Origin of the sequence: Microbacterium pumilum, assembly GCF_039530225.1 — a bacterium.
Taxonomy (GTDB): domain Bacteria; phylum Actinomycetota; class Actinomycetes; order Actinomycetales; family Microbacteriaceae; genus Microbacterium; species Microbacterium pumilum.
In genome coordinates, this window is record NZ_BAAAOH010000001.1 from 3,348,292 (window position 1) to 3,374,748 (window position 26,457).

Annotated in this window: 23 protein-coding genes, 1 pseudogene and 1 riboswitch; of the genes and pseudogenes, 13 read left to right on the forward strand and 11 right to left on the reverse strand. The window is 69.1% G+C overall.

The features are described 5' to 3' along the window. The first annotated feature begins 105 nt into the window (after positions 1-105). On the forward strand, positions 106-1,104 hold the full coding sequence (locus ABD188_RS15110; protein ID WP_344064039.1) for a hypothetical protein: 999 nt from the start codon (positions 106-108) through the stop codon (positions 1,102-1,104). Between the two features lie 342 nt (positions 1,105-1,446). Here the strand turns inward: ABD188_RS15110 and gcvP are convergent, their stop codons facing one another. The 4 genes from gcvP to ABD188_RS15130 form a co-directional block, all read right to left on the reverse strand. After that, positions 1,447-4,299, reverse strand: a complete 2,853-nt coding sequence (gene gcvP, locus ABD188_RS15115; protein ID WP_425561379.1) for an aminomethyl-transferring glycine dehydrogenase — start codon at positions 4,297-4,299, stop codon at positions 1,447-1,449. Positions 4,300-4,355: 56 nt separating this feature from the next. Further along, positions 4,356-4,739: a glycine cleavage system protein GcvH gene (gene gcvH / locus ABD188_RS15120; RefSeq protein ID WP_344064044.1), complete on the reverse strand. Its 384-nt coding sequence runs from the start codon at positions 4,737-4,739 to the stop codon at positions 4,356-4,358. 43 nt (positions 4,740-4,782) lie between these two features. Then, entirely contained in the window at positions 4,783-5,925 is a 1,143-nt protein-coding gene (gene gcvT / locus ABD188_RS15125) for a glycine cleavage system aminomethyltransferase GcvT (RefSeq protein WP_344064047.1), read from the reverse strand. 267 nt (positions 5,926-6,192) lie between these two features. Then, positions 6,193-6,289: riboswitch (glycine riboswitch) on the reverse strand. 67 nt (positions 6,290-6,356) lie between these two features. Further along, positions 6,357-7,532, reverse strand: coding sequence for a MarP family serine protease (locus tag ABD188_RS15130; RefSeq protein WP_344064048.1), 1,176 nt, complete (start codon positions 7,530-7,532; stop codon positions 6,357-6,359). 122 nt (positions 7,533-7,654) lie between these two features. Between ABD188_RS15130 and ABD188_RS15135 the strand changes: the two genes are divergently transcribed. The 6 genes from ABD188_RS15135 to ABD188_RS15160 all read left to right on the forward strand — a co-directional run bounded on the left by ABD188_RS15135 (position 7,655) and on the right by ABD188_RS15160 (position 14,460). Beyond that, positions 7,655-8,377 carry an NUDIX hydrolase gene (locus ABD188_RS15135; RefSeq protein ID WP_344064050.1) on the forward strand — a complete coding sequence of 241 codons (723 nt, stop codon included), beginning with the start codon at positions 7,655-7,657 and terminating at the stop codon, positions 8,375-8,377. A 12-nt stretch (positions 8,378-8,389) separates the two neighbouring features. Then, on the forward strand, positions 8,390-9,739 hold the full coding sequence (gene nadA, locus ABD188_RS15140) for a quinolinate synthase NadA (protein ID WP_344064051.1): 1,350 nt from the start codon (positions 8,390-8,392) through the stop codon (positions 9,737-9,739). A gap of 137 nt (positions 9,740-9,876) precedes the next feature. Further along, complete coding sequence (gene nadB, locus ABD188_RS15145; RefSeq protein ID WP_344064052.1) at positions 9,877-11,469, forward strand: L-aspartate oxidase; 1,593 nt, start codon at positions 9,877-9,879, stop codon at positions 11,467-11,469. Next, on the forward strand, positions 11,469-12,320 hold the full coding sequence (gene nadC, locus ABD188_RS15150; RefSeq protein WP_344064055.1) for a carboxylating nicotinate-nucleotide diphosphorylase: 852 nt from the start codon (positions 11,469-11,471) through the stop codon (positions 12,318-12,320). Before nadB ends, nadC begins: the two co-directional genes overlap by 1 nt. Positions 12,321-12,337: 17 nt before the next feature. Continuing rightward, positions 12,338-13,492, forward strand: a complete 1,155-nt coding sequence (locus tag ABD188_RS15155; protein WP_344067153.1) for a cysteine desulfurase family protein — start codon at positions 12,338-12,340, stop codon at positions 13,490-13,492. Continuing rightward, on the forward strand, positions 13,489-14,460 hold the full coding sequence (locus ABD188_RS15160; protein ID WP_344064057.1) for a glycosyltransferase family 2 protein: 972 nt from the start codon (positions 13,489-13,491) through the stop codon (positions 14,458-14,460). The genes ABD188_RS15155 and ABD188_RS15160 overlap by 4 nt, the downstream gene beginning before the upstream one ends. Before the next feature lie 51 nt (positions 14,461-14,511). On the opposite strand, the gene ABD188_RS15165 is transcribed toward ABD188_RS15160, so the two are convergent. Continuing rightward, positions 14,512-16,566 carry an ABC transporter ATP-binding protein gene (locus tag ABD188_RS15165; RefSeq protein ID WP_344064059.1) on the reverse strand — a complete coding sequence of 685 codons (2,055 nt, stop codon included), beginning with the start codon at positions 16,564-16,566 and terminating at the stop codon, positions 14,512-14,514. Between the two features lie 66 nt (positions 16,567-16,632). Continuing rightward, complete coding sequence (locus ABD188_RS15170) at positions 16,633-17,277, reverse strand: DUF1345 domain-containing protein (protein WP_344064062.1); 645 nt, start codon at positions 17,275-17,277, stop codon at positions 16,633-16,635. A gap of 108 nt (positions 17,278-17,385) precedes the next feature. Here ABD188_RS15170 and ABD188_RS15175 point away from each other — a divergent pair, with 108 nt between their 5' ends. Both ABD188_RS15175 and ABD188_RS15180 read left to right on the forward strand, forming a co-directional pair. Then, positions 17,386-18,906, forward strand: coding sequence for an MDR family MFS transporter (locus tag ABD188_RS15175; protein ID WP_344064065.1), 1,521 nt, complete (start codon positions 17,386-17,388; stop codon positions 18,904-18,906). A 94-nt stretch (positions 18,907-19,000) separates the two neighbouring features. Continuing rightward, a complete protein-coding gene (locus ABD188_RS15180; RefSeq protein WP_344064068.1) occupies positions 19,001-19,582 on the forward strand; it encodes a carboxymuconolactone decarboxylase family protein in 582 nt (193 codons plus the stop codon). 6 nt (positions 19,583-19,588) lie between these two features. Here the strand turns inward: ABD188_RS15180 and ABD188_RS15185 are convergent, their stop codons facing one another. Then, positions 19,589-19,723, reverse strand: a complete 135-nt coding sequence (locus ABD188_RS15185; protein WP_344064071.1) for a hypothetical protein — start codon at positions 19,721-19,723, stop codon at positions 19,589-19,591. Between the two features lie 63 nt (positions 19,724-19,786). Here ABD188_RS15185 and ABD188_RS15190 point away from each other — a divergent pair, with 63 nt between their 5' ends. Then, positions 19,787-20,161, forward strand: coding sequence for a hypothetical protein (locus ABD188_RS15190; RefSeq protein WP_344064074.1), 375 nt, complete (start codon positions 19,787-19,789; stop codon positions 20,159-20,161). Here the strand turns inward: ABD188_RS15190 and ABD188_RS15195 are convergent. The 3 genes from ABD188_RS15195 to ABD188_RS15205 all read right to left on the reverse strand — a co-directional run bounded on the left by ABD188_RS15195 (position 20,147) and on the right by ABD188_RS15205 (position 23,636). Next, positions 20,147-21,007, reverse strand: coding sequence for a DNA-formamidopyrimidine glycosylase family protein (locus ABD188_RS15195; protein ID WP_344064077.1), 861 nt, complete (start codon positions 21,005-21,007; stop codon positions 20,147-20,149). The genes ABD188_RS15190 and ABD188_RS15195 overlap by 15 nt on opposite strands. Before the next feature lie 139 nt (positions 21,008-21,146). Next, positions 21,147-22,625, reverse strand: coding sequence for a cardiolipin synthase (cls, locus tag ABD188_RS15200; protein ID WP_344064079.1), 1,479 nt, complete (start codon positions 22,623-22,625; stop codon positions 21,147-21,149). Positions 22,626-22,718: 93 nt separating this feature from the next. Further along, complete coding sequence (locus ABD188_RS15205; protein WP_344064081.1) at positions 22,719-23,636, reverse strand: SMP-30/gluconolactonase/LRE family protein; 918 nt, start codon at positions 23,634-23,636, stop codon at positions 22,719-22,721. A gap of 237 nt (positions 23,637-23,873) precedes the next feature. Between ABD188_RS15205 and ABD188_RS15210 the strand changes: the two genes are divergently transcribed. Beyond that, positions 23,874-24,968: a fatty acid desaturase family protein gene (locus ABD188_RS15210; RefSeq protein WP_344064084.1), complete on the forward strand. Its 1,095-nt coding sequence runs from the start codon at positions 23,874-23,876 to the stop codon at positions 24,966-24,968. 165 nt (positions 24,969-25,133) lie between these two features. After that, complete coding sequence (locus tag ABD188_RS15215; RefSeq protein WP_344064087.1) at positions 25,134-25,319, forward strand: hypothetical protein; 186 nt, start codon at positions 25,134-25,136, stop codon at positions 25,317-25,319. Between the two features lie 13 nt (positions 25,320-25,332). On the opposite strand, the pseudogene ABD188_RS15220 reads toward ABD188_RS15215, so the two are convergent. Continuing rightward, a pseudogene (locus ABD188_RS15220) lies at positions 25,333-25,826 on the reverse strand (metallophosphoesterase family protein). 171 nt (positions 25,827-25,997) lie between these two features. Between ABD188_RS15220 and ABD188_RS15225 the strand changes: the two are divergent. Continuing rightward, positions 25,998-26,456: a DUF6325 family protein gene (locus ABD188_RS15225; RefSeq protein WP_344064089.1), complete on the forward strand. Its 459-nt coding sequence runs from the start codon at positions 25,998-26,000 to the stop codon at positions 26,454-26,456. Position 26,457: the final 1 nt, after the last annotated feature.

Consider the following 26,457-nt stretch of genomic DNA (forward strand, 5'->3'; position numbering starts at 1 on the left):
ATTCCCGCTGGTCCCCGTTCCTCCCCGCGCAGCGTCGGCGGTGACCTGTCCACAGTCAGAGGCGGGGGCGGCGCGGGGACGGACATTTCGCATCACAGTGGCGGGATGCCGCCATCCGCCAAGCCCGAACCGACCCTGTATCTCAGCAGAGACGAAGCCCTTGTCTCGGGACGACTTCACCGCGACCCGGGATTGATCCGCATTCGTCGCGGCGTCTACGCGGAGGAGGCCGGGTGGCGGGAACTTGCTCCCTGGAACCGCTACCGCGCGAGAGTGCGCGCCGTATCGATGACGTGGAAGGATCCGGTGTTCTGCCTCGAGTCGGCAGCCGTGCTGCTCGGTCTGCCCATCTTCGGCGAGCCGCGCGACATCCACCTTCTCGATGTCGGCGGCAAGTCTCGACGCTACGGGGACATCGTCGTACACGGGAGCACGGAGGCGCTCGAGCTGACCACTCGCGATGGCTTCGTGACAACGTCTGTCGTCGACACCACGCTCGAACTCTGTCGTGCGCTGCCGCCGGCCTTCGCACTCGCCACGGCGGATGCGGCCCACCGCCTCCACGCGCCGCAGTCCGTCGACCTCAGTGCGCTCGGACGGGAGCGGCCCAACCGACGAGGGCGCCGACAGCTCGATTGGGTCCAGGAGAGGGCGACCCCGGATGCGGAGTCGCCAGGCGAGTCGGTCAGCCGCGCCGTCATCGAGTGGCTGGGATTCGATCCGCCGGAGCTCCAGGTCTCGTTCCGTCATGAAGACGTCGAGGACCGTACCGACTTCTTCTGGCGAAGCCGACGCGTCATCGGCGAGTCGGACGGCTATGGCAAGTACGACGCATCGGATGCGGAGGGGTCGAAGGCTGTCTTCCTCGCCGAGAAGGTGCGCGAGGACCGACTCCGACGCCACGTGAACGGATTCGCACGGTGGGACTGGTCGGACGCGATGCGGGCGACCCCTCTCGGCGAGAAGCTCAGCGCCGCGGGGGTGAGCCAAACCCGACCCGCCCAAAAGGGGCTTCTCGCCACCCTTCGCCACAACCCGCGGTCGATAAAACCCAAGGCGAAGACCGCCGGCGGCGCTCCCCCAGCCGAGGGGTCGGGTACTTGACCCGACTGAGACCCGTGCGCTGCGCGACTCACCGGCGCCCGGGCCGGGCCCCGAGACCCGGCACTGACGCGGAGACCCGGCCCGGGGGCCGAGACCCTGCTGCACACCACCAGGTCTCGGCGCGAACGCGGGGTCTCGGCGCGGCCACCAGGCGTCGGCGCCAACACTGGGTCTCGACACGAACTCCGCGATCGCCGCCGAGACCTCCCCGCACACCAGCAGGTCTCGGCGCAAACGCCAGGTCTCGCCGCACACCGCAGGGCCTCGGCGCAAACACCGCGACGGATGCCGCATGCTGCGGCGACGGATGCCGGTGGCACCGGCATCCGTCACGCACGGCCGCTACGCGAAGGCCTCGATCGGCGGGCAGGCGCACACCAGGTTTCGGTCGCCGTACGCCTGGTCGATGCGGCGCACGGGCGGCCAGTACTTGGTGCGGACGAGCGTGCGCACCGGATACACCGCGATCTCGCGCGAGTAGGGATGCGTCCACTCGCCGGTGACGACCGCTTCGGCCGTGTGCGGGGCGTTCACGAGCGGGTTGTCATCCGCCGGCCACTCTCCCGCTGCCACCATGTCGGCTTCGACCTTGATCGCGATCATGGCGTCGATGAACCGCTCGATCTCGGCGAGATCCTCCGACTCCGTCGGCTCGACCATCAGCGTGCCCGCGACCGGGAACGACATCGTCGGGGCGTGGAAGCCGTAGTCGATGAGGCGCTTGGCGACGTCGTCGACGGTGACCCCGGTGGCATCGCGGAGCGGCCGCAGATCGAGGATGCACTCGTGTGCGACGAGTCCGCCCTCGCCCGCGTACAGCACGGGATAGTGCTCGCGCAGGCGCACCGCGATGTAGTTCGCCGCGAGGACCGCAGCGGCGGTCGCCGACCGGAGCCCTTCGGACCCCAGCATTCGGACATACGCCCACGAGATCGGCAGGATCCCGGCCGATCCGTGCGGGGCACCCGACACCGGCCCTCCCTGGAAGACGCCGCCCGCGTGATCGGCGCGCTGCGAGAACGCGTGCCCGGGCAGGTGCGGTGCGAGGTGCGCCTTCGCTGCGACGGGTCCGACGCCCGGTCCGCCGCCGCCGTGCGGGATCGCGAACGTCTTGTGCAGGTTCAGATGCGACACGTCGCCGCCGAGGTCGCCGAAGCGGGCGTAGCCGAGGAGCGCGTTGAGGTTGGCGCCGTCGACGTAGACCTGGCCGCCGGCGTCGTGGACGGACTGCGTGATCTCGAGCACGTCCTGCTCGTAGACGCCGTGCGTGGAGGGATATGTGATCATCAGGGCGGCGAGCGCATCGGCGTGCACGGCGATCTTCGCACGCAGGTCGTCGAGATCGACGTTGCCCGCATCGTCGCACGCGACCACGACGACCTTCATGCCCGCGAGCACCGCGGATGCGGCGTTCGTGCCGTGCGCGGAGGACGGGATGAGGCACACGGTGCGGTCGAGATCGCCATTGGCGCGGTGGTACCCCCGGATGGCGAGCAGGCCGGCGAGCTCGCCCTGCGAGCCGGCGTTCGGCTGCAGCGAGACTGCGTCGTAGCCCGTGACCTCGGCCAGCCACACCTCGAGCTGCTCGATCATCGCGAGGTAGCCGTGGACGTCCGCCTCCGGCGCGAACGGATGAACGCGCGAGAACTCGGGCCACGAGACCGCCGCCATCTCGGTCGCTGCGTTGAGCTTCATGGTGCAGGACCCGAGCGGGATCATGCCGCGATCGAGCGCGTAGTCGCGATCGGCGAGCTGCTTGAGATAGCGCATCATCGCCGTCTCGGAGCGGTGGGTGCTGAAGACCGGATGCGTGAGGTACTCGTCGGTGCGATGCAGCGCCGAAGGCACACCCGCGAGGGCGACGGCATCCGAGAACGGCAGCGACCGCTCGCCCTGGTCTCCGGCGCCCGCGAATTCGTCCTCGGGCAGGCCGAACGCCCACGCGACCGCGGCGAGGTCGTCAGCGGTCGTCGTCTCGTCGACGGAGATGCCGATCGACGCGGCATCCGCCCAGAAGAGCTGGTAGCCGCGCTCTCGCGCGCGGTCGATGACCCGGCGCGAGGGGCCAGGGGTCACCACCCGGATGGTGTCGAAGAACGAATCGTGCCTGACCACGAGTCCGTACTCGCGGAGTCGCCGCGCGAGCGCCTCAGCCTTCTTCGAGACATCCGTCGCGATCGCACGCAGGCCGTCCGCACCGTGGTACACCGCATACATCGCTGCCATGACGGCGAGCAGAACCTGAGCGGTGCAGATGTTCGACGTGGCCTTCTCACGACGGATGTGCTGCTCACGCGTCTGCAGCGAGAGGCGATAGGCAGGGTGCCCCGCGGCATCCTGCGACACACCCACGAGACGGCCGGGCAGCTGACGTTCCAGGCCGGAACGCACAGCCATGTAGCCCGCGTGCGGGCCGCCGAAGCCGAGCGGCACCCCGAAGCGCTGGGTGGTTCCGACCGCGACGTCGGCGCCGAGCGAGCCGGGCGAGCGCAGCAGCGTGAGGGCGAGGAGGTCGGCTGCGACCACGACCAGTCCGCCCTGTGCCTTGACCGCCGTGATCACCTCGGAGGGGTCCCACACTCGGCCGCTGGCACCGGGGTACTGGATGAACGCGCCGAAGGCTTCCACAGGCTCAGCCACGCCGGTCCCTGATCTTGTCGAAGCGTCGTACGGCGTGTATTGCAGCTCGATTCCCACGGCGGCTGCGCGGTGCTCGAGCAGCGACTTGGTCTGCGGCAGGGTGTCGGCGTCGACGAGGAAGATGTTCGACGCGGACCTCGAGGCGCGGCGCGCGACGAGCATCCCCTCGACGACCGCGGTCGACTCGTCGAGCATCGATGCGTTCGCCGTCGCCAGACCCGTGAGGTCGGTCACCATCGTCTGGAAGTTGATCAGGGCCTCGAGGCGTCCCTGCGAGATCTCGGGCTGGTAAGGGGTGTACGCGGTGTACCAGGACGGGTTCTCGAGCACGTTCCGCGTGATCACCGAGGGGGTGAGGGTGTCGTAGTAGCCCAGACCGATCATCGGCCGCGCGACGCGGTTCTGCGACGCCAGCGAGCGCAGCTCGGCGAGCGCCTCGGCCTCGGTCGCGGCGGGCGGGATGTCGCTCGTCGATCGCTCCGCGACATGGATGGATTCCGGCACCGCCGCCTGCACGAGCGCATCGACGTCGGCGTAGCCGAGCGCGTCGAGCATCGTGCGCTGGGCTGCGGCATCCGTTCCGATGTGACGCTCGGCGAATCCCCTGGCGCTCACGCCTCGCCACCCGTGAGGGCCACGTAGGCCGCGCGGTCGAGCAGCTCCGCGACGGCCGAAGGATCGACCCGGAGCTTGATGAGCCAGCCATCGCCGAACGGATCGGAGTTGACGAGCGACGGATCGTCGACGACGCCGTCGTTCACGGCGACGACCTCGCCGGTGAGCGGGGCATACAGCTCGCCGACCGATTTCGTCGACTCGATCTCGCCGCACACCTGACCTGCCGAGACGTCGGAGTGGACGCCGGGCACTTCGACGAACACCACATCGCCGAGCTTGTCGGCGGCGTAGTCCGTGATGCCGACGGTGGCGATATCGCCCTCGAGGGCGATCCACTCGTGCTCGGCGGTGTACTTGAGGCTGTTGAGATCGGTCACTTCCGCCTCCGGTCGGTGGATGCTGGGTAGGAGCGCGCGCACATCACCGGGCACGCCGGTAGAAAGGCAGCACGGTCACGGTGGCGGGGATGCGGGTGCCCCGCACGTCGATGGTCAGTTCGGTGCCGGGTTCGCTCACGCGAGGTGAGACGAAGGCCATGGCGATCGGATGCCCGAGCGTGGGGCTGAGCGCGCCGCTGGTGATCTCGCCCACGGCGGTTTCGGTCCCTGAGCTTGTGGAAGGGTCGTAGACGGCATACCCGGCGCGGCCCGCGCGCTTGCCCGCCGAGGCGAGTCCGACGAGCACCGGGGCATCCGATGCGATGACCGCGGAGAGCCCCGCACGGCCGACGAAGTCGTCCTTGTCGGCCGCCACGACCCGGCCGAGCCCGGCCTGGGCCGGAAGGATGTCGAGCGAGAGCTCATGGCCGTAGAGGGGCATGCCGGCTTCGAGCCGCAGCGTGTCGCGGGCCGCGAGGCCGGCGGGCACCAGTCCGAGCGGAGCACCGACGGCGAGCAGCTCGTCCCAGAGCGCCCCCGCGGAGGTGGCCTGGATGTAGAGCTCGAACCCGTCTTCGCCCGTATACCCGGTGCGGCCGATGTGCATCGGCACCGGGTCGGCCCCGGCAGCCGAGTAGTCGGCGTGCGTCATTCGGTAGTACTTCAGATCACCGAGTGGCAGCCGGGTCGCACCGATCCCCGACGCCGCTTCGACGATCGCCTGCGCCGCCGGACCCTGCACCGCGATCAGCGCGATGCGGTCGGTCGCATCCTCGACCTCGACGTCGAATTCGAGCGAGCGCTCCAGGAGCGCCGGAGCGACGGCATCCCGGTTTCCGGCGTTCGCGACGACCATGTAGCGCTCGGCGCTGTGTCGGTACACGATGACGTCGTCGATGATCCCGCCGTCCGCATCGAGGAGCAGGCTGTACTTCGCCTGGTCGTCGGCCATCGTCGACAGCCGCCCGGCCAGCGCATAGTCGAGGAACGCCCCGGCGCCTTCACCCTCGACCAGGAACTCCGCCATGTGCGAGATGTCGAACAGGCCGGCCGCCGTGCGGACGGCGTGATGCTCGGCCAGATCGGAGCTGTAGCGCACCGGCATCAGCCATCCACCGAAATCGGTGAAGGTGGCTCCGAGCGCCTCGTGGCGCTCGTACAAGGGGGTCGTGCGGGGGTCTGTCATGAGTTCTCCCGTCGGCGATCGGGCAGACGCCGGACGGCGTCTGTGAACTCCCCCTCTGTCATGGGCCTGAGAGCTTCGCGACGGCAACCGTGGGTGAGACGGATGTCGGGGCTTTCACCTTCGGCGGATTTCTCGCTGTGCTTCGACTAGTGCGTGGAGACGCGTAGCTGTCAGCTTGCGTAAGGGGCTTCGATACGGCGCCGGGGCGCCTGCTCAGCCCGATTTCCTGCTCGCTTCGCTCGCTCGAAATCGCTTTCCAGAGCGGCCGGACGCATCGCGGTAACGGGACCTGAGAGATTGGCGGGGAGGCTTGCTCCTTCGGTGCCCGACGATGACGCTGTCGAGGCTCTCCCGCGAGGGTCGTTCGGCCTGTGTTAAGTTGCGCGTCCAGCATACCGGTGCGGTGTGCGCTGCACGGCAGCCGCGCGTCGTCAGCCGGTGCAGTGTCCCGGCGCGACCGCGGCATCCATTCCGGCGACACCGCCCAGCACCGCAGACAGCTCGGTCGTCGTCATCGCGTACCCTCGCGCGGCATCGTCGAGGCCACGCGCGAACACCAGTCCGGCGACGGCGCCGTCATCGGTCAGCAGCGGGCCTCCGGAGTTGCCGGGGAGGACGGCCGCCTCGAGCGAGTAGATCTCACGGGGCGCCGCACTCTCGTCGTACACATCCGGCACCGGCACGATGCCGACCGACAGCACCGTCGCGGGGATGCTCGTGAACGGCCCGCCGTTGGGGTATCCCTGCACTGCTGCGGCCGCGCCGGCGCCGAGAACCGATCCGAACGCGAGCGGCGCGGCCCCGAGGTCGTCCACCGCGACCACCGCGAGGTCGTCGACGGGGTCGAAATACACCACACGACCCTCGCGTGGCTCGCGCCCGGGCAGTTCGACGATGGGCGTTTCGACCCCCGCCACGACGTGCGCGTTCGTGATCAGGCGATCCTCGGCGATGACGAACCCCGACCCGGTGACTCCGGTGCCGCAGGCGTAGGCGGTGCCCGAGATCCGGGCGACGGATGCCGCGGCCTGCTGCAGCTGCGGATCGTCGAGCGCGATCGGGGGCGCCGCCGGAGCTGCACCGCCGGGCCCGAGCAGATCGCGGAGCCGCGGCAGCCCGTCGCCCATCACCGTCGCCCGCAGCTGCGCGATCGTCGCATCGACCGGCGCGGGGGTGATCGCGTCGATCCCCTGCAGCACGCGCGACGAGCCGATCGCCGTCGCCACGGCAGGAGCACCCGAGATGGCGATGGCGGGCGCGACGACGACGATCGCCAGCGCAGCCACCACGACGCTCGCGACGCCGCCGAGCAGGCGCTCGAAGCCCTTGAGGGGCGTGCGGTCCACACCACGTCGCAGGGCCGCGCCCACAGCCGATCCCAGCAGCGCTCCCAGCACCAGCAATCCGATCCCCAGCGCGACGACCGCGACGCCTCGCCACACCGGCGACGGCAGCCACGCACTCGCGAGCGGCAGCAGCCAGAACGCGGCGACGCCGCCGACGGCCAGTCCGACGATGGTGCCGAGGCTCGCGAGCAGACCCCGCTGCAAGCCGGTGACGAGTGCAATGACCAGGATCACGGCGATCACGACATCCGCGATGACCACGGCACCTCCTCATTCAGGCCAGCAGCCAGAGTATGGGCTCTGCCTGAGGAATCACCGCTGGAAGCGCCGTTTGCCTTCTGGTCGAAGTGACTATAAGATCGCAAGGAGGAGTTAGAGTCACCATGACACGAACAGCCACCCTTCCCGACATCCGCCCCGCCGCGCCCACAGCGGGGGATGCGACGCGCGTGGCCGTCTCGACGGTGATCTTCACCCTGCGTCGCGACCGCGGCGCCGACCGCGCCTCCGTGGTCATCCCGCTGGTGCGACGCACCCGCGACCCGCACGAGGGACTATGGGCTCTTCCGGGCGGCTGGCTGGATGTCGCCGAGAGCCTCGACACCGCGGCCGCGCGCACGCTCGCCGAGACGACCGGGCTCGCTCCGAGCTTCCTCGAGCAGCTGTACGCCTTCGGAGCCGTCGAGCGCTCCCCCAGCCGCGTCGTGTCGATCGTCTACTGGGCACTGCTGCGGTCGGATGAAGTCATCGCCGCCGATGCACGCGAGAACGTGCAGTGGTTCGATGCGGCATCCCTCCCCCGGCTCGCCTTCGACCACAACGAGATCGTGGACTACGCGCTGTGGCGACTGCGCAACAAGGCCGGCTACAGCCGCATCGCCCACGGACTGCTCGCCGACGAGTTCACGCTGGCCCAACTGCGCGAGGTCTACGAAGCGGTGCTCGGCCGACGACTCGATCCGGCCAACTTCCGCCGTCAGGTCGAGAACTCCGGAAACCTCATCCCCACCGAAAGATTCCGCACGGGCAGCCACCGCCCCGCCCGTGTCTACCGCTACAACCAGGACGTCGAGCTCGCCGATCGCGGCCCACTCGTCCGACACTGAAGAGAGCACGTCATGACCGCGACATCCATCACCCTCGAGCCTCGACCCGCAGACCCCTCCGTCGACCATGCGATCCAAGCGATCGTGGCGGGCGCGTCGACGGCCGAGACCTGCAACACCGACCTCGCCGCCGGCCCGTGGAACTTCGACGCGCGGCCGGGGTATGGCCCGGGCTCTTCGATGGGCGACGTGATCCCGGTCGGATCCCCACGGCAGGGCGAGCTCCCGGCCGAATACCGCGACGCCTCCCCCGACGAGCTGGACGCGCGCGTGCGCGCGGCCAAGCTCGCCCTCGGCGACCGGGTCGTCATCCTCGGCCACTTCTACCAGCGCGAAGAGGTCATGCGTCACGCCGACTACGTCGGGGACTCGTTCCAGCTCGCCAACGCCGCTGTCGAGCACCCGGACGCCGAGGCCATCGTGTTCTGCGGCGTCCACTTCATGGCCGAGACCGCGGACCTTCTCTCACGCCCCGAGCAGTCCGTCATCCTGCCGAACCTGGCCGCCGGCTGCTCGATGGCCGACATGGCCGACATCGACCAGGTCGAGGAGTGCTGGGAGCAGCTCGCAGACGTCTACGGCGACATGGACACTCCCGACGCAGACGGGCTCGTGCCCGTCATCCCGGTCACCTATATGAACTCCTCCGCGGCGATCAAGGGCTTCGTCGGTCGCCACGGCGGCATCGTCTGCACGTCGTCGAACGCGCGGACGGTATTGGAGTGGGCGTTCGAGCGCGGCCGCCGCGTGCTGTTCTTCCCCGATCAGCACCTGGGCCGCAACACCGCGAAGGCCATGGGGGTGCCGATCGAGCAGATGCCGATGTGGAACCCGCGCAAGCCGCTCGGCGGCTCGAGCGCGAACGAGCTCGACGACGCGCGCGTCATCCTCTGGCACGGCTTCTGCTCGGTGCACCGTCGGTTCACGGTGGAGCAGATCGAGCGGGCGCGCGCCGAGCACCCCGGGGTGCGGGTCATCGTGCACCCTGAGTGCCCCATGGCCGTCGTGGACGCCGCCGACGAGTCCGGCTCGACGGACTACATCCGCCGGGCCATCGAGGCCGCGACCGAGCCCACCACCTTCGCGATCGGCACCGAGGTCAACCTCGTGCAGCGTCTGGCCGCCGACAACCCGCAGCACGAGGTCTTCTGCCTGGACCCGGTGGTGTGCCCGTGCTCGACGATGTACCGCATCCACCCGGGCTACCTGGCCTGGGTGCTCGAGGGACTGGTGGCCGGCGAGGTGCTCAACCGCATCGTCGTGCCGCAGGATGTGGCCGACCCCGCCCGTCTGGCCCTCGAGCGGATGCTCGCCGCCAAGCCGCCACAGGCACCCGTCTCGGATTGGCAGAACGCCTCATGACCCGTCGACAAGCGCAGGAACCGGAAAGCTCCGACATCCGTGTCCCGAATTCGCCCGCTTCGCGGGGCTCATTCCAGAGCATTCCGGGACATGATGCACAGCTTTCGGGACACCAGGCGGCAGGGGATGTCCACGTCGTGGTCGTCGGCAGCGGCATCGCCGGCCTGACGGTCGCACTCCACGCGGTGCAGAACGGATGCCGCGTCACCCTCGTGACGAAGGACGTGCTCGAACACGCCAACACCCGCTACGCGCAAGGCGGCATCGCGGGCGTCATGTTCGCCGACGACCGTGCCGAGGACCACATCCGCGACACACTCGTCGCCGGTGCGGGCCTCAGCGACCCCGATGCGGTGCGCGTGCTCGTGGATGAGGGCCCCGCCCGCATCCGCGAGCTCATCGCGCTGGGTGTGGCATTCGACCGCGACGGCGAGGGGGCGTTCGTGAAAGGCCTCGAAGCAGCTCACTCCTACCCCCGCATCCTCCATTCCGGCGGGGATGCCACGGGCACCGCGATCGAGAAGGCCCTCGTCGCGAGCCTCCGGGCGAGCGACGTCCGCGTGATCGAACACGCGTTCCTCATCGACGTCGTGCTTCGCGATGGGCGGGCACGCGGTGTCGAGCTGCTGATCGACGACGCCGTCCGCGAGGTCGTCGAGGCCGACGCGGTCGTGCTCGCAACCGGCGGCGCGGGTGAGCTGTACGCGCACTCCACCAACCCCGAGGTGGCTACGGGCGACGGCATCGCCGCGGGCATCCGCGCGGGCGCGGACGTGCGCGACCTCGAGTTCTTCCAGTTCCATCCGACGATCCTGGGTGTCGGCGAGGCGTTCCTCGTCTCGGAGGCCGTGCGCGGCGAGGGTGCGACCCTCATCGACGAGGGCGGGCGGCGCTTCGCGTTCGATGCGCACCCCGACGGCGAACTGGCCCCGCGGGATGTCGTCGCGCGGGCGATCGCACACCAGATGGACGTACAGGGCGGCCGGCCCGTGTTGCTCGACGCGACCGGGCTGCGCCCGACGTATGAGGAGCGCCGGGAGTTCCTGGCGCGGCGATTCCCGACGATCGACCAGGCCGTCCGAGCGCGCGGTCTCGACTGGGCGCGGGACCCGATTCCGGTCACCCCTGCGGCCCACTACCTGATGGGCGGTGTGACGACCGATCTCACCGGCCGGACCACGGTTCCGGGCCTGTACGCCGTCGGCGAAGTCGCTCGCACAGGCGTACACGGCGCCAACCGCCTGGCGTCGAACTCGCTGCTGGAGGGCGCCGTGTTCGGCGCGCGTGCGGGCGACGCACTCGCGGCCGACACGGCCTCCGGTACGTGGCCGGCGGCCGCAGCCGATGACACGATCACCCTTGCCCGGGGTTTCGCCGGCGGTCAGGCCGACTCGCACGTCATGCCCTTCTCACGGGCGGCCCTGCAGCAGCTGCTGTGGGAGGACGCCGGGCTCGTGCGCAATGCCGAGGGCCTCTCTCACGCGGCACGGGTGCTGGCCGTCTGGAACTCGCAGGCGCGTGCGCCGCAGACGGAGAAGGAGTTCGAGGACGAGAACCTCCTCCTCGTCGCGACGCGACTCGTCGATGCGGCGCTGCGGCGTCGCGAGTCGGTGGGCGCGCACTTCCGGAGCGACGCCTCGAGCGTTGCACCGCTCGCCGGATCGACCAGCGGCATCAGCCGCGCGTCGAGGTCCGCCGACCCCATCGCCGTCTCCGTCGGAGCAGCCTGATGCTCACGAGAGCGACGATCGATCGCGTGGTCAGCGCCGCCCTCGACGAGGATGCGCCGTGGGGAGACATCACGAGCGAATACCTCATCGTCGAGACAGCCACGGCGCGCGCGGATCTCGTCGCACGCGAGAACGGCGTCTTCAGCGGCGGTGACGTCTTCGTGGCGGCCTTCCGCCTCACCGATCCGCGGGTCGAGGTCGAGCTGGTCGTCGAGGACGGCGAATGGTTCGAAGCGGGCGCCGTGCTGGCGGTCGTCAGCGGCCCCGCCCGGTCGGTGCTCACGGCCGAGCGCATCGGGCTCAATTTCACGCAGCGGATGTCGGGCATCGCGACCCTCACGGGTCGCTACGTCGCCGAGGTCGCCCACACCGGAGCGCGCATCGCCGACACCCGCAAGACCACCCCTGGGCTCCGCGCGTTCGAGCGCCACGCCGTCGTCAACGGCGGCGGCCACAATCACCGCTACTCCCTCTCGGACGCGGTCATGGCGAAGGACAACCACCTTGCTGTGGTGGCGCGCAGCGGGATCTCGGTGACGGCCGCGCTGCAGGGGGCGATCGCACGACTGCCGCACACGACGCACGTCGAGGTGGAGGTCGATCGTCTCGACCAGATCGAGCCCGTGCTGGCTGCGGGGATCGACACGATCATGCTCGACAACTTCTCGCTCGACGACCTGCGCGCCGGTGTCGCGCAGATCGCCGGGCGGGCCACCGTCGAGGCATCGGGCGGCGTGTCACTCGCGACCGTGCGCGCGATCGCCGAGACCGGCGTCGACGTCATCTCGGTCGGGGCACTCACGCACTCGGCGCCCGCGCTCGACCTCGGTCTCGACATCCGGATCTCCTGAAGGCCGCCGCGGTGAGCATGCTCTATCTCGACAATGCGGCCACCACACCGGTGCGACCCGAGGTGCTCGAGGCGATGATGCCGTACCTGACGCAGTGGTTCGGCAACCCGTCGAGTCACCACACGGTCGGCGAGGCGGCAGCCAATGCCCTGACCGACGCCCGCGCACGGATCGCTCGCATCCTCGGTATGCGCACCAGCGACATCGTCTTCACCTCCGGCGGCACCGAGGCCAACAATCTCGCCGTGAAAGGCATCGCGATCGCGGCGCAGCTGTCGCGCGCGGCCACGCGTGGCGGACACATCGTCACGTCGCCGATCGAGCACGAGTCGATCATCGAGTCGGTCGACTACCTGACGCGCGTCCACGGCTTCGAGGTGACACGCGTGCCTGTCGACCGCGCCGCAAAGATCGACCCCGAAGCGCTGGCCCGCGCACTCCGCGATGACACTGCTCTCGTCACGATCGGCTATGCGAACAACGAGGTGGGCACGATTCAGGATGTCGCCACCCTCGCCGCGATCGCGCACGAGCGCGGCATCCCGATGCACGTCGACGCCGTGCAGGCGGCCGGCTGGCTCACCCTCTCGGCGAGGGATCTCGGCGCGGATGCCGTGTCGATCGCCGGCCACAAGCTCGGCGCGCCGAAGGGCACGGGACTCCTCGCCATCCGCGGGCGCGTCCCGCTCGAACCGCTGCTGCACGGGGGCGGACAGGAGCGTGGTCGGCGCAGCGGCACCGAGGACGTCGCGGGAGCGGTCGGGCTCGCCGCGGCGCTCGAGCTCGCCGAAGCCGAGCGGGAGGAGGCGTCCGCACGCGTCACAGCTCTGCGAGACAGGTTCATCACGCGCGTGCTCGCCCTGGTTCCCGCCGCGCGGCTGACCGGCGACCCCGTGCAGCGCCTTCCCGGCACGGCGAGCTTCACGTTCGCGGGCACGAGCGGCGAGGCGATCCTGCTCGAGCTCGAACGCCGCGGCGTGGTGTCGTCGAGCGGGTCGGCGTGCGCGGCCGGAAGCGACGAACCATCCCACGTCCTCGTCGCCATGGGCATTGCGCCCGAGGTGGCCCAGACGGCGGTGCGGTTCACGTTCTCACACGCTCAGCACGGGTCGCTGGATGTCGTCGCCGACGCGGTCGCGGCATCCGTCATCGCCGTACAATCGGGCGGGTGAGTCCGTCCCAGGCGCCCGTCGTCACTGTCATCGTGCCCGGCTTCGACGTGGCGGACTACGCCGACGACGCACTCGACTCGTTGCGGGCGCAGACCCGCGACGACTGGGTCGCGGTGCTGGTCGATGATGCGTCGACGGATGAGACGGGCCGCATCTTCGATGATGCCGCGGCTGCCGACGCGAGATTCCGCGTCGTTCACCATTCCACGCGGGTGGGCCTCGGCGCCGCCCGGAACACCGGTCTCGATCTCGTCGAGACGCCGTTCGTCGCGTTCCTCGACGCGGATGACCGGCTCGCCCCCGCGGCACTCGATCGGCTCGTCGGCACTGTGACCGCGAGCGGCAGCGACTTCGCCGTCGGTGCCTACGTGCGCCTGCGCCCCGATGCCGGCGGCGGCTACACCGCGGGCGTCGTGCAGCCGTGGGTCGCGGCATCCACGGATCCGGCGCGCACGGCGACAAGTCTGGAGCTGCATCCGGAGGCGAGCGGCAACATCGTCGCGTGGTCGAAGGTAAGCCGCACGGGCCTCTGGCAGCGCACCGGCCTGCGATTTCCCGTCGGCAAGGCCTACGAGGATCAGATCGTCGCGCAGCAGATGTACACGCTGGCGCGGGCGTTCGACGTCATCCCGGATGTCGTGGTGGAGTGGCGGGAACGCGCCGACGGGTCGTCGATCACGCAGCACAAGGACGAACTCCCCGTGCTCGAGGACTACCTCGAGGCCCTCGCGGGAGGGATTGCCATCCTCGACACGGCGGGCTACCCCGCGGCGGCCGCTGCCCGCGTCCGGCTCATCCTCGCGATGGACCTTCCTCCGCTGATCGCCATCGCCCGCGACCACCCCGACGACGCCTACCGTCGCGCGATCGGCGCGTTCGCGCGGGAGCTGTGGGCACGGGCGGACAAGCCCCCTGCCGTGCTCGACGAGGCGACCCTTAACGCCCTCGCCGCTGCGCGGCTCTGGTAGGGCAGCCGGCGGGCCGGAGGCTGGAGCCGACCGGCCGAGGGGCCCCGGACCTCAGGCCTCGGGCACCCCGGGCACATCCGGCACGAACGCCGGCGCCCTCGCGCCGGCGCCTCCGCCGACTGCACCGACGGGGTCCAGGACGGTGGGCTCCGCCGGCGGCCGGTCGGCGCGGCGCTCCGGGTGGTCGGCGGAGGGCTCCGACTGCTCGGCCTCAAGGATGCGCGACGACGCGAGCTGCTCGGCCGCGAGCTCGGCGTAGAGACCGCCGGCCGCAAGCAGCGTCGAGTGCGTGCCGGACTCGACGATCCGGCCGGCCTCGACCACATGGATCACGTCGGCCGCGATCACGGTCGACAGCCGGTGGGCGATCGAGAGCGTCGTGCGACCGCGGGCCGCGGCATCCAGCGCCTCCTGCACGACCCGCTCCGACACCGTGTCCAGCGCCGACGTGGCCTCGTCCAGGAGCAGCACCGGCGGGTCCTTGAGCAGCACGCGGGCGATCGCGATCCGCTGCTTCTCGCCACCCGAGAGGCGGTAGCCGCGTTCGCCGACGACGGTGTCGTACCCCTCCTCGAAGCTCTCGATCACGTGGTGGATGTTCGCAGCGCGGCAGGCGGCCTCGAGCTCGGCGTCGCTCCCGCCGGGCTTGGCGTAGCGCAGGTTCTCTCGGATGGTGGCGTGGAACAGATACGTCTCCTGCGAGACGATTCCCACCGCATCGATGATCGACTCCTGAGTGAGCTGACGCACGTCCTCCCCTGCGAACAGCACTGCACCGCCGGAAGCCTCGTACATCCGCGGCGTCAGGTACAAGATGGTCGTCTTGCCCGCGCCGGAAGGCCCGACGAACGCGACATGCTGGCCGGGATCAGCCGTGAAGGTCACTCCTCGGAGCGTAGGCCGGGCGTCGGCCGCGGCATCCGGATACCGGAATGTGACATCGCGGAACTCGATGCGTCCGATCGGACCGGGAGCCGCGTCGACCGAGATGGCATCGGGGGCCTCGCGGATGGCCGGCACGAAGTCGAGGTACTCGAAGATGCGGGCGAACAGCGCTTCGGACGTCTGCACGTCGAGCGCCACCCGCATGAGGCCCATGAGCGGCATGAGCAGCCGCGCCTGAACGGTCGTGAAAGCCACGATCGTGCCCGCCGTGATGGTGTCGGTGCCGCCCGCGATCAGGAATCCCGAGACCAGGTAGATCACGGCAGGAACGCTCGCCATCAGGACCTGCACGACGGCGAAGAAGCCCTGACCGCTCATCGCGCGGCGCACCTGAAGCCGCACCTGGTTGCGGTTCTCGTCCTGATAGCGAGCCGACTCGGTGCGCTGGCGATTGAACGACTTCGACAGCAGGATGCCGGAGACGCTCAGCGTCTCCTGCGTGATGGCGGTGAGCTCGGACAGCGACTCCTGCGTCTCGCCCGCGATCCTGGCGCGTACCTGGCCGACACGACGCTGCACGATCACGAGGAACGGCATCATCACCACCGCGATGAGCGTCAGGCGCCAGTCGATCAGGATCATCGCGACGAGCGACGCGATCACAGTCACCAGGTTGCCCAGGATGCTCGTGACGGTGTTCGTGAGCACACCCGAGACACCGCCGACGTCGTTCTGCAGCCGGGACTGGATGACGCCTGTCTTGGTCCGCGTGAAGAAGCCGAGCTCCATCGCCTGCAGGTGCTCGAACAGTTTCACCCTGAGGTCGCCGGTCACCTGGTTGCCCACGGTGGAAGTGAGGTACGTCTGCACCACGCCCAGCGCGGCCGACATCAGGAAGAGCGCGATCATGATGGCGACCAGCCGCCAGAGGAGCGGGATGTCGGGGGCCCCGCCGTCGACGGGGAACAGCGCGTCGTCGAAGATCCGCTGCACGATGAGCGCCGGGACGACCGCGATCGCAGCACCGGCGACGACGAGGAAGCCCGTGAGGATGATCCGCGCGAGATACGGACGGAAGAGCGCGACGACCCGGCGGCCGAGGTCGGGGATCTTCGGCGCCTGTGCGTTCAGCTTCTTCTGCGCCGCGATGTCGACGCCGCGGAAGCCCGAGGGTCCGCCTCCGCCGCCCGCTCCGCCGCCGCCGCGCCCTGCCGTGCTCATGCGCGCAAGCCTAACCAGCGCCGAGGACGTCGCGGCCGAAGTCGGGACGCTCGAAGCGAGGGCCGCTCAGCCGAGGCCGGTGACGAGGTTGATGATCGTGGCCAGGATGACAGCGCCGAAGAGATAGGCGAGGAACGTCTGTCCGAGTACGATCCGCCGCAGCTGGTTCGTCCTGAGACCGGTGTCCGCGACCTGGTAGGTCATTCCGAGAGCGAACGCCAAGTAGGCGAAGTCGGTGTACACGGGGTCCTCGACTTGATTGAAGTCGATGCCGCCGACGGGATCCGAATAGTACACGCGGGCGATCCGCAGCATGTAATCGGCCTGTATGAGAGCCCAGGATGACGCGACCGCGACCACGGCGATGCCGGCGAGTGAGTAGGACTCGAACGGAGGGACGATCCGGGTCTGGATGAGAACGACGGCCACGGCGCCGAGGCTCGCGACGCTTCCAATCATCACCGCGGTGATCCGGGCTATGACGAGTGCTGGGTCCTCACGCGTCGCGTGCTGGCGGGTCTCCGATGCATCCATGGGCCAAACGAGCCGCAGGATCCAACTCACGCTGGTCGCGGCGACCCCGGCCCACCCCGCCAGGAAGCCCGCGGCGAGACCCAGGAACGGCGCGACGGCGACGGCCGCGAGGACGCCGACCGCGAGGGCGACGGTCAAGCGCAGAAGCGCCGACGCGCGCTTCGAGGACTCAGCCATCCCCGAATGCTTCCACGCAATTCGGGAATGCCAGGTCAGGCGCGGCCGTTATCGTCGTTCGCGGGCACCTCGGTGCACCTGCCCACGCACACGACGAGGAGACGACCCATGGCCGCCACCGACACGAATCCCGGCACCGACTCCATCAGCCTTCCCGCGACGAAAGCTCCTGCGCTCTCGCGCGAGCAGAACCGGGTGATCTGGCTGCTGCTCGCGGCCGCGTTCGTCGCGATCCTCAACGAGACGACGATGGGCGTCGCGATCCCCCACCTGATGGTGGATCTGCAGATCACGGCGCTTCAGGCGCAGTGGCTGACCACATCGTTCATGCTGACGATGGCGATCGTGATCCCGATCACCGGATTCCTGCTGCAGCGGTTCACGACGCGCGCGATGTTCGTGACGGCCATGAGCCTCTTCTCGGCGGGAACACTGATCGCGATGCTGGCGCCCGGATTCCCTGTGCTGCTCGTGGCGCGAGTGGTGCAGGCCTCGGGCACCGCGATCATGATGCCCCTGCTCATGACGACGATCATGACTGTCGTTCCACCGCAGTCCCGCGGCCGGATGATGGGCCGGGTCAGCGTCGTGATCTCGCTCGCCCCCGCGATCGGCCCGACGCTCTCGGGCTTCCTCCTCGACACCGTCGGGTGGCGCGCGATCTTCGCCGTCGTGCTGCCGATCGCGCTGCTCGCGCTGGGCGTCGGCGCGCGCTGGATCCACAACCTCGGCGATACGATCAACGCCCCCATCGACGTCCTGTCGGTGATCCTTTCCGCACTGGGATTCGGCGGCATCGTCTACGGACTGAGCCAGATCGGTGGTGCCGCGGCGCATACGACGGATGCGGCCGAAGCGGCGGCGAGCGCCAATTCCACCATCGCGCTCGTGATCTCGCTGTCAGTGGGTGCGGTCGCGCTCGGGCTGTTCATCTGGCGTCAGCTGCGACTGCAGAGGGTGGACGACGCGCTGCTCGATCTGCGGGTCTTCCTCTCGGCGAACTTCTCGCTGTCGATCGGTCAGATGGTGCTCCTCTCGATCGCCTTCTTCGGTGCCATCACCGTCATTCCGCTGTACATGCAGAACGTCCTCGAGGTCTCGGCCTTCGAGACCGGATTGGTGGTGCTGCCCGGCGCCCTCGTGATGGGCCTCACCGGTCCGTCCATCGGGCGGATCTACGACCGCTGGGGCAGCCGGGTGCTGCTCGTACCCGGATCGATCATCGCAAGCGCCACGCTGTGGGTCTTCACGACGTTCGACGAGACGACGCCTGTGTGGGCGGTCGCGGTGGCGCAGACCGTGCTCTCACTCGGACTCGCGATGTCGTTCACCCCGCTGTTCACGGCATCCCTCGCCTCGCTCGAGCGCCGCTTCTACTCCTACGGCTCGGCTGTCGTCGGCACGGTGCAGCAGGTCGCCGGCGCCGCCGGCATCGCCCTGCTCATCGCGGTGTACTCGGCGGTGTCTGCCGACGCCTTCGCCGCCGGCGCCTCTCAGGTCGAGGCCGATGCGGCAGGCGCTCACATCGCCTTCATGATCGCCGCGATCGTGTCGGTCCCGCTGATCGTGGGGGCGTTCCTCATCCGCAAGCCCGACGAGGAGCCGTTCCCGCCCGTCGCCGCCCACTGACCCGTCGCCGCTGATCGGCGCGGGCATCCCAGCGTGCGTGCCAAGCTGGTCGCACGCGCCGGAGTGCACTCGACCGGCCGGTGAGGAGGTCCCCATGATCGTCGTCCCGCCCACGATCGACGAAGCCGAAGGTCACGCCGCCGAGATGTACGAGGGCGATCTCAGTGGCGACGGATTCGTCTACAGCCACACCCAGGTGATGGCGATCAATCCCGAGGCGCATCAGGCCTTCGAGGCTCTGATCGGCGCCATCGTGCCTTCCATCGGCGTGCGCGATTACGAGCTCGCCACCCTGGCCGCGGCGCGCGCCATCCGGTCACCGCACTGCCTGCTGGCCCACGGGCGCAAGACCCTGCGGGCGGGTGCGCTGAGCGCCGAGCAGCTGGAGCGCGTCGCGCTGGACTACGAGACCGCGGGACTCGACGCGGCCGATGTTGCGGTCATGCGCTTCGCCGAGAAGCTGTCGACGGATGCCGCGGCCATGACCGATGCGGATTCCCAGTCGCTTCGCGACCACGGTTTCAGCGACCGGCAGATCCTCGACCTCGCACTCGCGGCGGGGGTGCGCAACCTGTTCAGCCGCACGCTCCAGGCGCTCGCGGTGCCTGTCGAAGACGTGCCGGGGCTCAGTCCCGAACTGACAGCAGCTCTGCTGTCGCCCGTCTCGGACCGATAGCGCGGATCAGTCGATCGCGCAGGACGAGCCGCCGCAGCAGGATCCCGCGGACTCGACGACGGTCAACAGGTTCTTCTCATCACCGATGGGCTGCAGACCGATGGTCTGGAGGGTCGGCGCCGGATGCTGCGAAGTCGTCATGGTTCGATGCTACCCGTCCGTGCCGGCGGCAGGCGGCATCCGGACTCTCCTAGGCTCGGCCCTATGGACGATGCGCCCGCCTCGATGCGCTGGTGCCTGAGCCGCCACGGCCCTGCGATCTGCACGCGCCCGATCGGTCACGCCGGGCTGCACAACCGGGCGGGAACCTCGCTGATGTGGTCGGATCGTGAGGCCGATCCGGCGTTGTGTCCGGCGTCCGGCATGCCTGCGGTCGCCGCCGCCGAGTCGGCCGACGGGTTCCCGCACGGCCGTGCGCTCTGCCCGACGTGCCTTGCATTCGTCCGGCTCACCGACGACGGCAGACTCTGGAACCACGACTCGTTCCGGGGCACCCGCAGCGAGGCCGAGAGCGCGCAGCGCGCCGAGTGGTTCAACTCCCACGGCTGGGACGACCCTGACGCCTCAGCTCTCCAGTAGCTCGCCGTTCGTCTGGCAGGTCGGGCAGTACTGCGCCGCCGCGCCCGAGAACACATACTCGTGGATCGTCCCCCCGCAGACCGGGCACGTCTCGCCGGTGCGCCGGTGCACGCGCAGCGCCGCATGCTTGGCCGCACGGAGTTCCGCAGGAGGGATGCCGCGACGGGCCGCTGTCGCGTCGAGCAGCACAGCCCGCATCGCGGTGAAGAGCCGCTCGACCTCTCCGGCCGAGAGAGACGCGGCATGCACCACGGGCGAGAGGCGCGCGGCGTGGAGGATCTCGTCCGAGTAGGCGTTGCCGATGCCCGCGAGGGCGGTCTGGTCCTGCAGGAGTGCCTTGATCTGCTTGCGGCGTCCGGCCAGGATGCCGGCGAACTCCGCTTCGGTGAACTGCGGCGCGGTCGGGTCCGGACCGAGCTTCGCCACGGCCGGCACATCGTCGGGCGCCTTCACGACGTGGATCGTGAGGGCCTTCCACTGGCCGGCATCCGTGAGATCGAAGCCGGGGCCGGAGGATCCGGCCGAGAGACGCACGCGTGCCATCAGCGTCGCATCGCCCGCCCGCTTGAGGTCGCCGGGCGCCGAGTCGTGCCACAGCACCCAGCCGTCGTGGCCGAAATGAACGATGACGTGCAGGATGCCGGCATCCGTCGTCTCGACCGCGAAATCGAGCATCTTCGCGATGCGGGTGACGCCGGAGATGCGTCCGCCGAGCAAGACGCCGATCGGTGGAGACTGCGTCTTGAGCGCCTTCGGCAGGAGCACGTCGACCGTGCGGACGGCGGCAGCCGTCGTGCGCGCATCGAGGAAGTTCGCGAGCTCCTGGACCTCTGGGGACTCCGGCATGCGCCCATGATTCCACGAACGGCGACGCCGTAGCCTCGCACCGTGGCCGACGCCGCGCTCACCGGTTCCGCGCGGCCGATCGTCGCGACGCGCGGGGCCCCGCAGTGGAGCTGCCGGGGTCGGCGTGGAGCGGGCGAAGTCAGTTGACGGCTGAGGTGAGTCGTGCGATCCCGTCGAGGAAGGTGGCTTTGCCGGGTTCGCGTTTCCATTCCTCGAGCGTGAGCTGGCGGCCGGCATCCCGGTAGCCCTGCTCCACCTCCCGCATCCCGGCGACGAACGACTCGCCGAGCACCATCAGCGAGACCTCCATGTTGAGGCTGAACGAGCGGATGTCCATGTTGGATGATCCGATCACGGCGATGTCGTCGTCGATCGAGAAATGCTTCGAGTGGAGGATGTAGGGCGCGGGGTAGAGGAAGATCTTCACGCCCGCCTCGAGCAGCGCATCGTAGTACGACCGCTGGGCGTGATACACGAGCCCCTGGTCGCCGATCTCGGACACGAACAGCTGCACCTCGAGGCCCCGCTGGCAGGCCGTGGTGATCGCGTAGACCATGGCCTCGTCGGGCACGAAGTACGGCGACGTGAGGATCACCTTCTCGGTCGCACCGTAGATCAGCGACAGGAACAGTCGCAGATTGTTCTCGGTCTGGTAGCCGGGGCCGGACGGCACCACCTGGCACACGAGGGCATCCGCCGACGTGCTGGCGACGACGTCCTTCGCCGGCAGGTGCTCGGTGTCGAGCAGGTTCTCACCCGTCTCGATGAGCCAGTCCGAGAGGAAGACCGCGTTCACGGATGCGACGACGGGCCCCGTGAGCCGGGTGACGAGCTCCTGCCACTTCAGGCCGCGCTTGATGTTCTTCTCGGAGTTGTACGTGCGGTCGATCAGGTTCTGCGAACCCAGGAACGCGACCCTGCCGTCGACCACGACGATCTTGCGGTGATTGCGGAGGTCCGGGCGCTGGTACTTGCCCTTGAAAGGCATCACCGGGAGCATCCACTCCCACTTCACCCCTATCCGGTCCAGCTCGGCGAAGGTCTCCTTCGAATGCGCCATCTTGCGCGATGAGATGTGGTCGGCGAGCAGCCTCACACTCACACCGCGCGCGACCGCCTGCTCCATCGCGGAGAAGAACCGACGAGTGGTGTCATCCCACGACACGATGAAGAACTCGACGTGCACCCACTTCTGCGCCCTTTCGATCTCGGCCGCCATCGCGTCGATGGACGCCTGATAGTCGCCGTACAGTGTCGCGTCGTTGCCGCCGAGCGCGGGCAGGGCCGTGAGATCCTCATTCTGCTGCGCGATCCGCTGGAACCACCGCGGCCACGTCGACTCGTCGGCGATGACGCTGCCGGCGTTCGCCGCCCGCCCTTTGATGAGCGAGTCGATGCGCGCCTGTTCGTCCCGCCTCTTCTTCGGCAGGCGGAAGTTGCCGATGAGCAGGAACAGCAGAATGCCGACGAAAGGTATGAGGAAGATGGCGAGCAGCCAGGCCATCGCAGCGGTCGGCTTGCGGTGTCGGGGGATGAAGATCAGCGCCAGGACCTTGATCGCGAGATCCGCGAAGAAGGCGATGGCCCAGATCAGATTGGCGAGGAGGGTGCCGTCCATAATGCGGTCAGGCTATCGGCATCCTGGTCGCCGCGAGCACCACGCGGCCGTAACACTCCGGCGCGCACCCGCCCGCGCGGGTGCGCTGGGGTCTCAGCCGACCGGCATCCCGTCGTCCACAGCGGGTACATGCCCGTCGAGGACGGATGCCGCGACCCGCGCGGAGGGGACGCCACGGACGCCCGGGCGAGCCGTGAACAGCCGCCCCGAGTCCGGGTAGCCGACGACGTCCAGCGTCCCGTGGTCGTCGGATGCCGTCGTGATCACGAGCACATCGAGATCCGGCCCGGCGAATGCGACGCTCGAAGTGAACGGTGCCGCGACATCGAGGCGATCGACGACGGCCCCATCGGGCGAGAACCGCAGCACGGCGCCCTCCCCCCAGACCGCCACCCAGAGGTGGTCCTCCGCATCGATGCAGATGCCGTCGGGACTCCCGGCATCCAGCGTCGCGAAGGGCGTCCACTCGCCGGAGGACCCCGCCGTCGAGTCATGATCACGCATCCGGATGACGGCGGTCAGCGTGTCGACGCTGTACATGCGCGATCCGTCAGACGTCCAGGCGAGGCCGTTCGACAGCGTCAGATCGTCGTCGACCACCTCGACGTCTGCGCCGTGCACCCGGAACAGCTGCTCGGCGGACGAATGTCCCGACAGGCTCATCGTGCCGACCACATAGCGACCCGAGGGGTCCGCCTTGCCGTCGTTGAAGCGGCGGCGCGCATCCTCGAAGAGCGGCGGACCGGCGCGGCGCGACCCGTCTGGTGAGACCCGCACGAGCCGATCCAGCGCCGCCACGAGAAGGTCGTCCGCCTCCGTCAGAGCGACCGCCCCGACCATGGTCGGGAAATGCAGCTCGTCTACGATGCTGATCCGGTCGTCGTCGCCGAGCGATCCGATGAGCACGTCGCCGGCGAGGATGTCCACCCACAGCAGACGCTGGGTTCGGTCATCCCACACCGGCCCCTCGGCGAGACGGAAGGCGCGGTCTGTCGCAGGCGTCGCGATCACGTGGTCTGTCCTTCGATGGGATGCGGATACAGGATTCCGGGTGCTCCACAGGGTAGTTCGTCCCGTGGGGAGGTCGAAGAACGCCGAGTACGGGCATGCCGAGATTGCTGAGCGTTCGACGGGAACATCACGACACCGGACGGCGGCGGTTGGCAGAGGTGTAGCCTGACGCTAAGTGCCCCGGACCCCGGCTTTCCGACACGCGATGCGCGTCGGAGTCGCGAACGGTCGGGGCCCATGGCTACTCTGCTCACCACCTCCACAACATCGCCCGTTCCGCGCGCTGTTCGTACACCATCGAACAAGGACTTCACCGAGCTGGCCAAGGCGGTCGGCGCCTCCGGCTATATGCGGCGGCGCTACGGCTACTACTGGACGCGGCTCATCGCCGCCCCCGTGGCCATCGCGGTCGCCCTCGTCGTCTTCGTCCTCGTCGGCGACACGTGGTGGCAGCTGTTCACCGCCGCCGCGCTGGCGATCATCTTCACTCAGGTCGCGATGCTCGGGCATGACGCCGCACACCGTCAGATCTTCCGATCCGGGCGATGGAACGACTGGACGACGCTGGTGATCGGCAATCTGCTCGTCGGCATGAGCTATGGATGGTGGCAGCACAAGCACACGCGTCACCATGCGAACCCGAACAAGATCGGGTCGGACCCCGACATCGATCTGCCGGTGATCTCCGTCACCCCAGCGCAGGCGTCGCGGCGCTCGCGCGGCGCGCTCGGCTGGGTCATGGCCCACCAGGGGGTCTTCTTCTTCCCCATCCTGCTGCTCGAAGGCCTGTCGCTGCACGCATCGAGCGTGCGACGGGTGTTCTCACCCGAGCCGCTGCGGCGGCGGCCCGCCGAGATCGCGTTCATCCTGATCCGTCTGGGCGGCTTCCTCACCTTGGTGTTCCTCATACTGTCGCCCGGCATCGCGTTCGTCTTCCTTGCGGTGCAACTCGGCCTCTTCGGCTTCTACATGGGCATGTCGTTCGCTCCGAACCACAAGGGCATGCCGCTCGTGCCCAAGGACATGAAGCTCGATTTCCTTCGTCGCCAGGTGATGATGAGTCGCAACATCGCGGGAAGCCGTGTGCTCGACACCGCGATGGGTGGACTGAACTACCAGATCGAGCACCACCTGTTCCCGTCCATGCCGCGGCCGCACCTCCGGGCCGCATCGCCGATGATCGCGGAGTACTGCCGCGCACACGGGGTGCCCTACATGGAGACAGGGCTCTTCGAGTCGTACGGGATCGTGGTCCGCTACATAAACCGCGTCGGCCTGGGCGAGCGCGATCCCTTCGAGTGCCCGATGGTTGCACAGCGACAGTCCGTCTGACCCGCCCCGCGTCGGCGCCGTCTGCACCCTCCCCCAGGTCCGGCGCCGACGCGGGTGTACGCGTGGCGTGCGGATGCGCCGCGCATCGTGTGCGCGTGTCAACCCCGGCGACGGATGCGGGTATCGGACGTAGCGTCGCGGTAGGACAGATCCCACGGAGGAACCATGGCCCAGTCAGACAGCGAGAGTCCCGTCCAGGCGGAGGACGAGCCGCAGGAGGCCGGTGAGACGACCGAAAAGCCCGGCGGACTCGGTCAGGACGGCACGATCCCCGCGCACCCGGGCGGTGTCGCAGCCGGTCACACCGGAACGGCGTCGACCTTCGAACCCGAAGAGGACGAGCAGGCCTGATCCCGCCCGGCCCTCACACCGGCACGAGTTCGAGTTCGCGAAGGGCGCCGTCGGCTACCGTCGCGGTCATCATCGTGCAGCGCGGCTGACGGCGACGGTCGGTCGGAGAACCGGGGTTCAGCAGCAGCAGACCGCCGGCCGTGACGGTGTGCCACGGGATGTGACTGTGGCCGAACACGAGCACGTCGGCGTCCGGGAACGCGGCGTCCATCCTCGTGGCTCGACGCTGGGCGTCGCCCGTCTCGTGGACCACCGCGAAACGCACGCCGTCGATCTCGCACCGGGCGACTTCGGGCAGGCGATCCCGCACGTCGAGTCCGTCGTTGTTGCCGTATACGCCGATGACCTCGGCGTGCTGCACGAGTCGTCCAGAACGGATGCCGCCACCCAGTCCCCCGCATGGATCACCAGGTCGGCGGCATCCGCCGCGTCCAGCAGTGCCGGCGGAAGCACGCGGGCTCGACCGGGGATGTGGGTGTCGGAGGTGAGCAGCAGCCGGGTCGCCATACGCCTCAGTGAACCAGCGAAGCGGCGGCAGCGGCATCCCGCATTCGCGAATCGGACGGCGCCGCCCGCAAAATCATGCACAACGGGTGATGCCGCGCCGATACCGCGGGGGCATGGTGGAGGCGGTGCGAAAGCGTGCCCTCCAGCCGAAGGAAGACGAGGACGGATCACATGAGTGAGTACGAACTATCGGAGTTGGGGCCAGTCGATTACCTGGTCATCGAATTTCCCGAAGGACACCAGAACTTCACCGGCGAGATCGCCGAGGAGCTGCTGAATCTCGTGGATGCCGGCACGATCCGCGTGATCGACGCGATCATCCTGACCAAGGACGAGGACGGCGCTGTCGATGCCGTCGAGCTCTCCGATGCCGGAGACCTCGGTCCACTGGTGCAGCTCGAGGCCCAGCTCGCAGAGCTCCTGGCGGTGGAGGACGTCGCTCACCTCGCCAACGCCATGGATCCCGGCAGCGTCGCTGGCGTGCTGGTGTACGAGAACCTCTGGGCCGCGCCCTTCGCGTCCGCCGCCCGGCGGGCCGGCGGTCAGCTCATCGCGAACGGCCGCATCCCCATCCAAGCGATCATCGCCTCGCTCGAGGCCGATGAAGAACTCGAAACGACAGGAGCCTGAC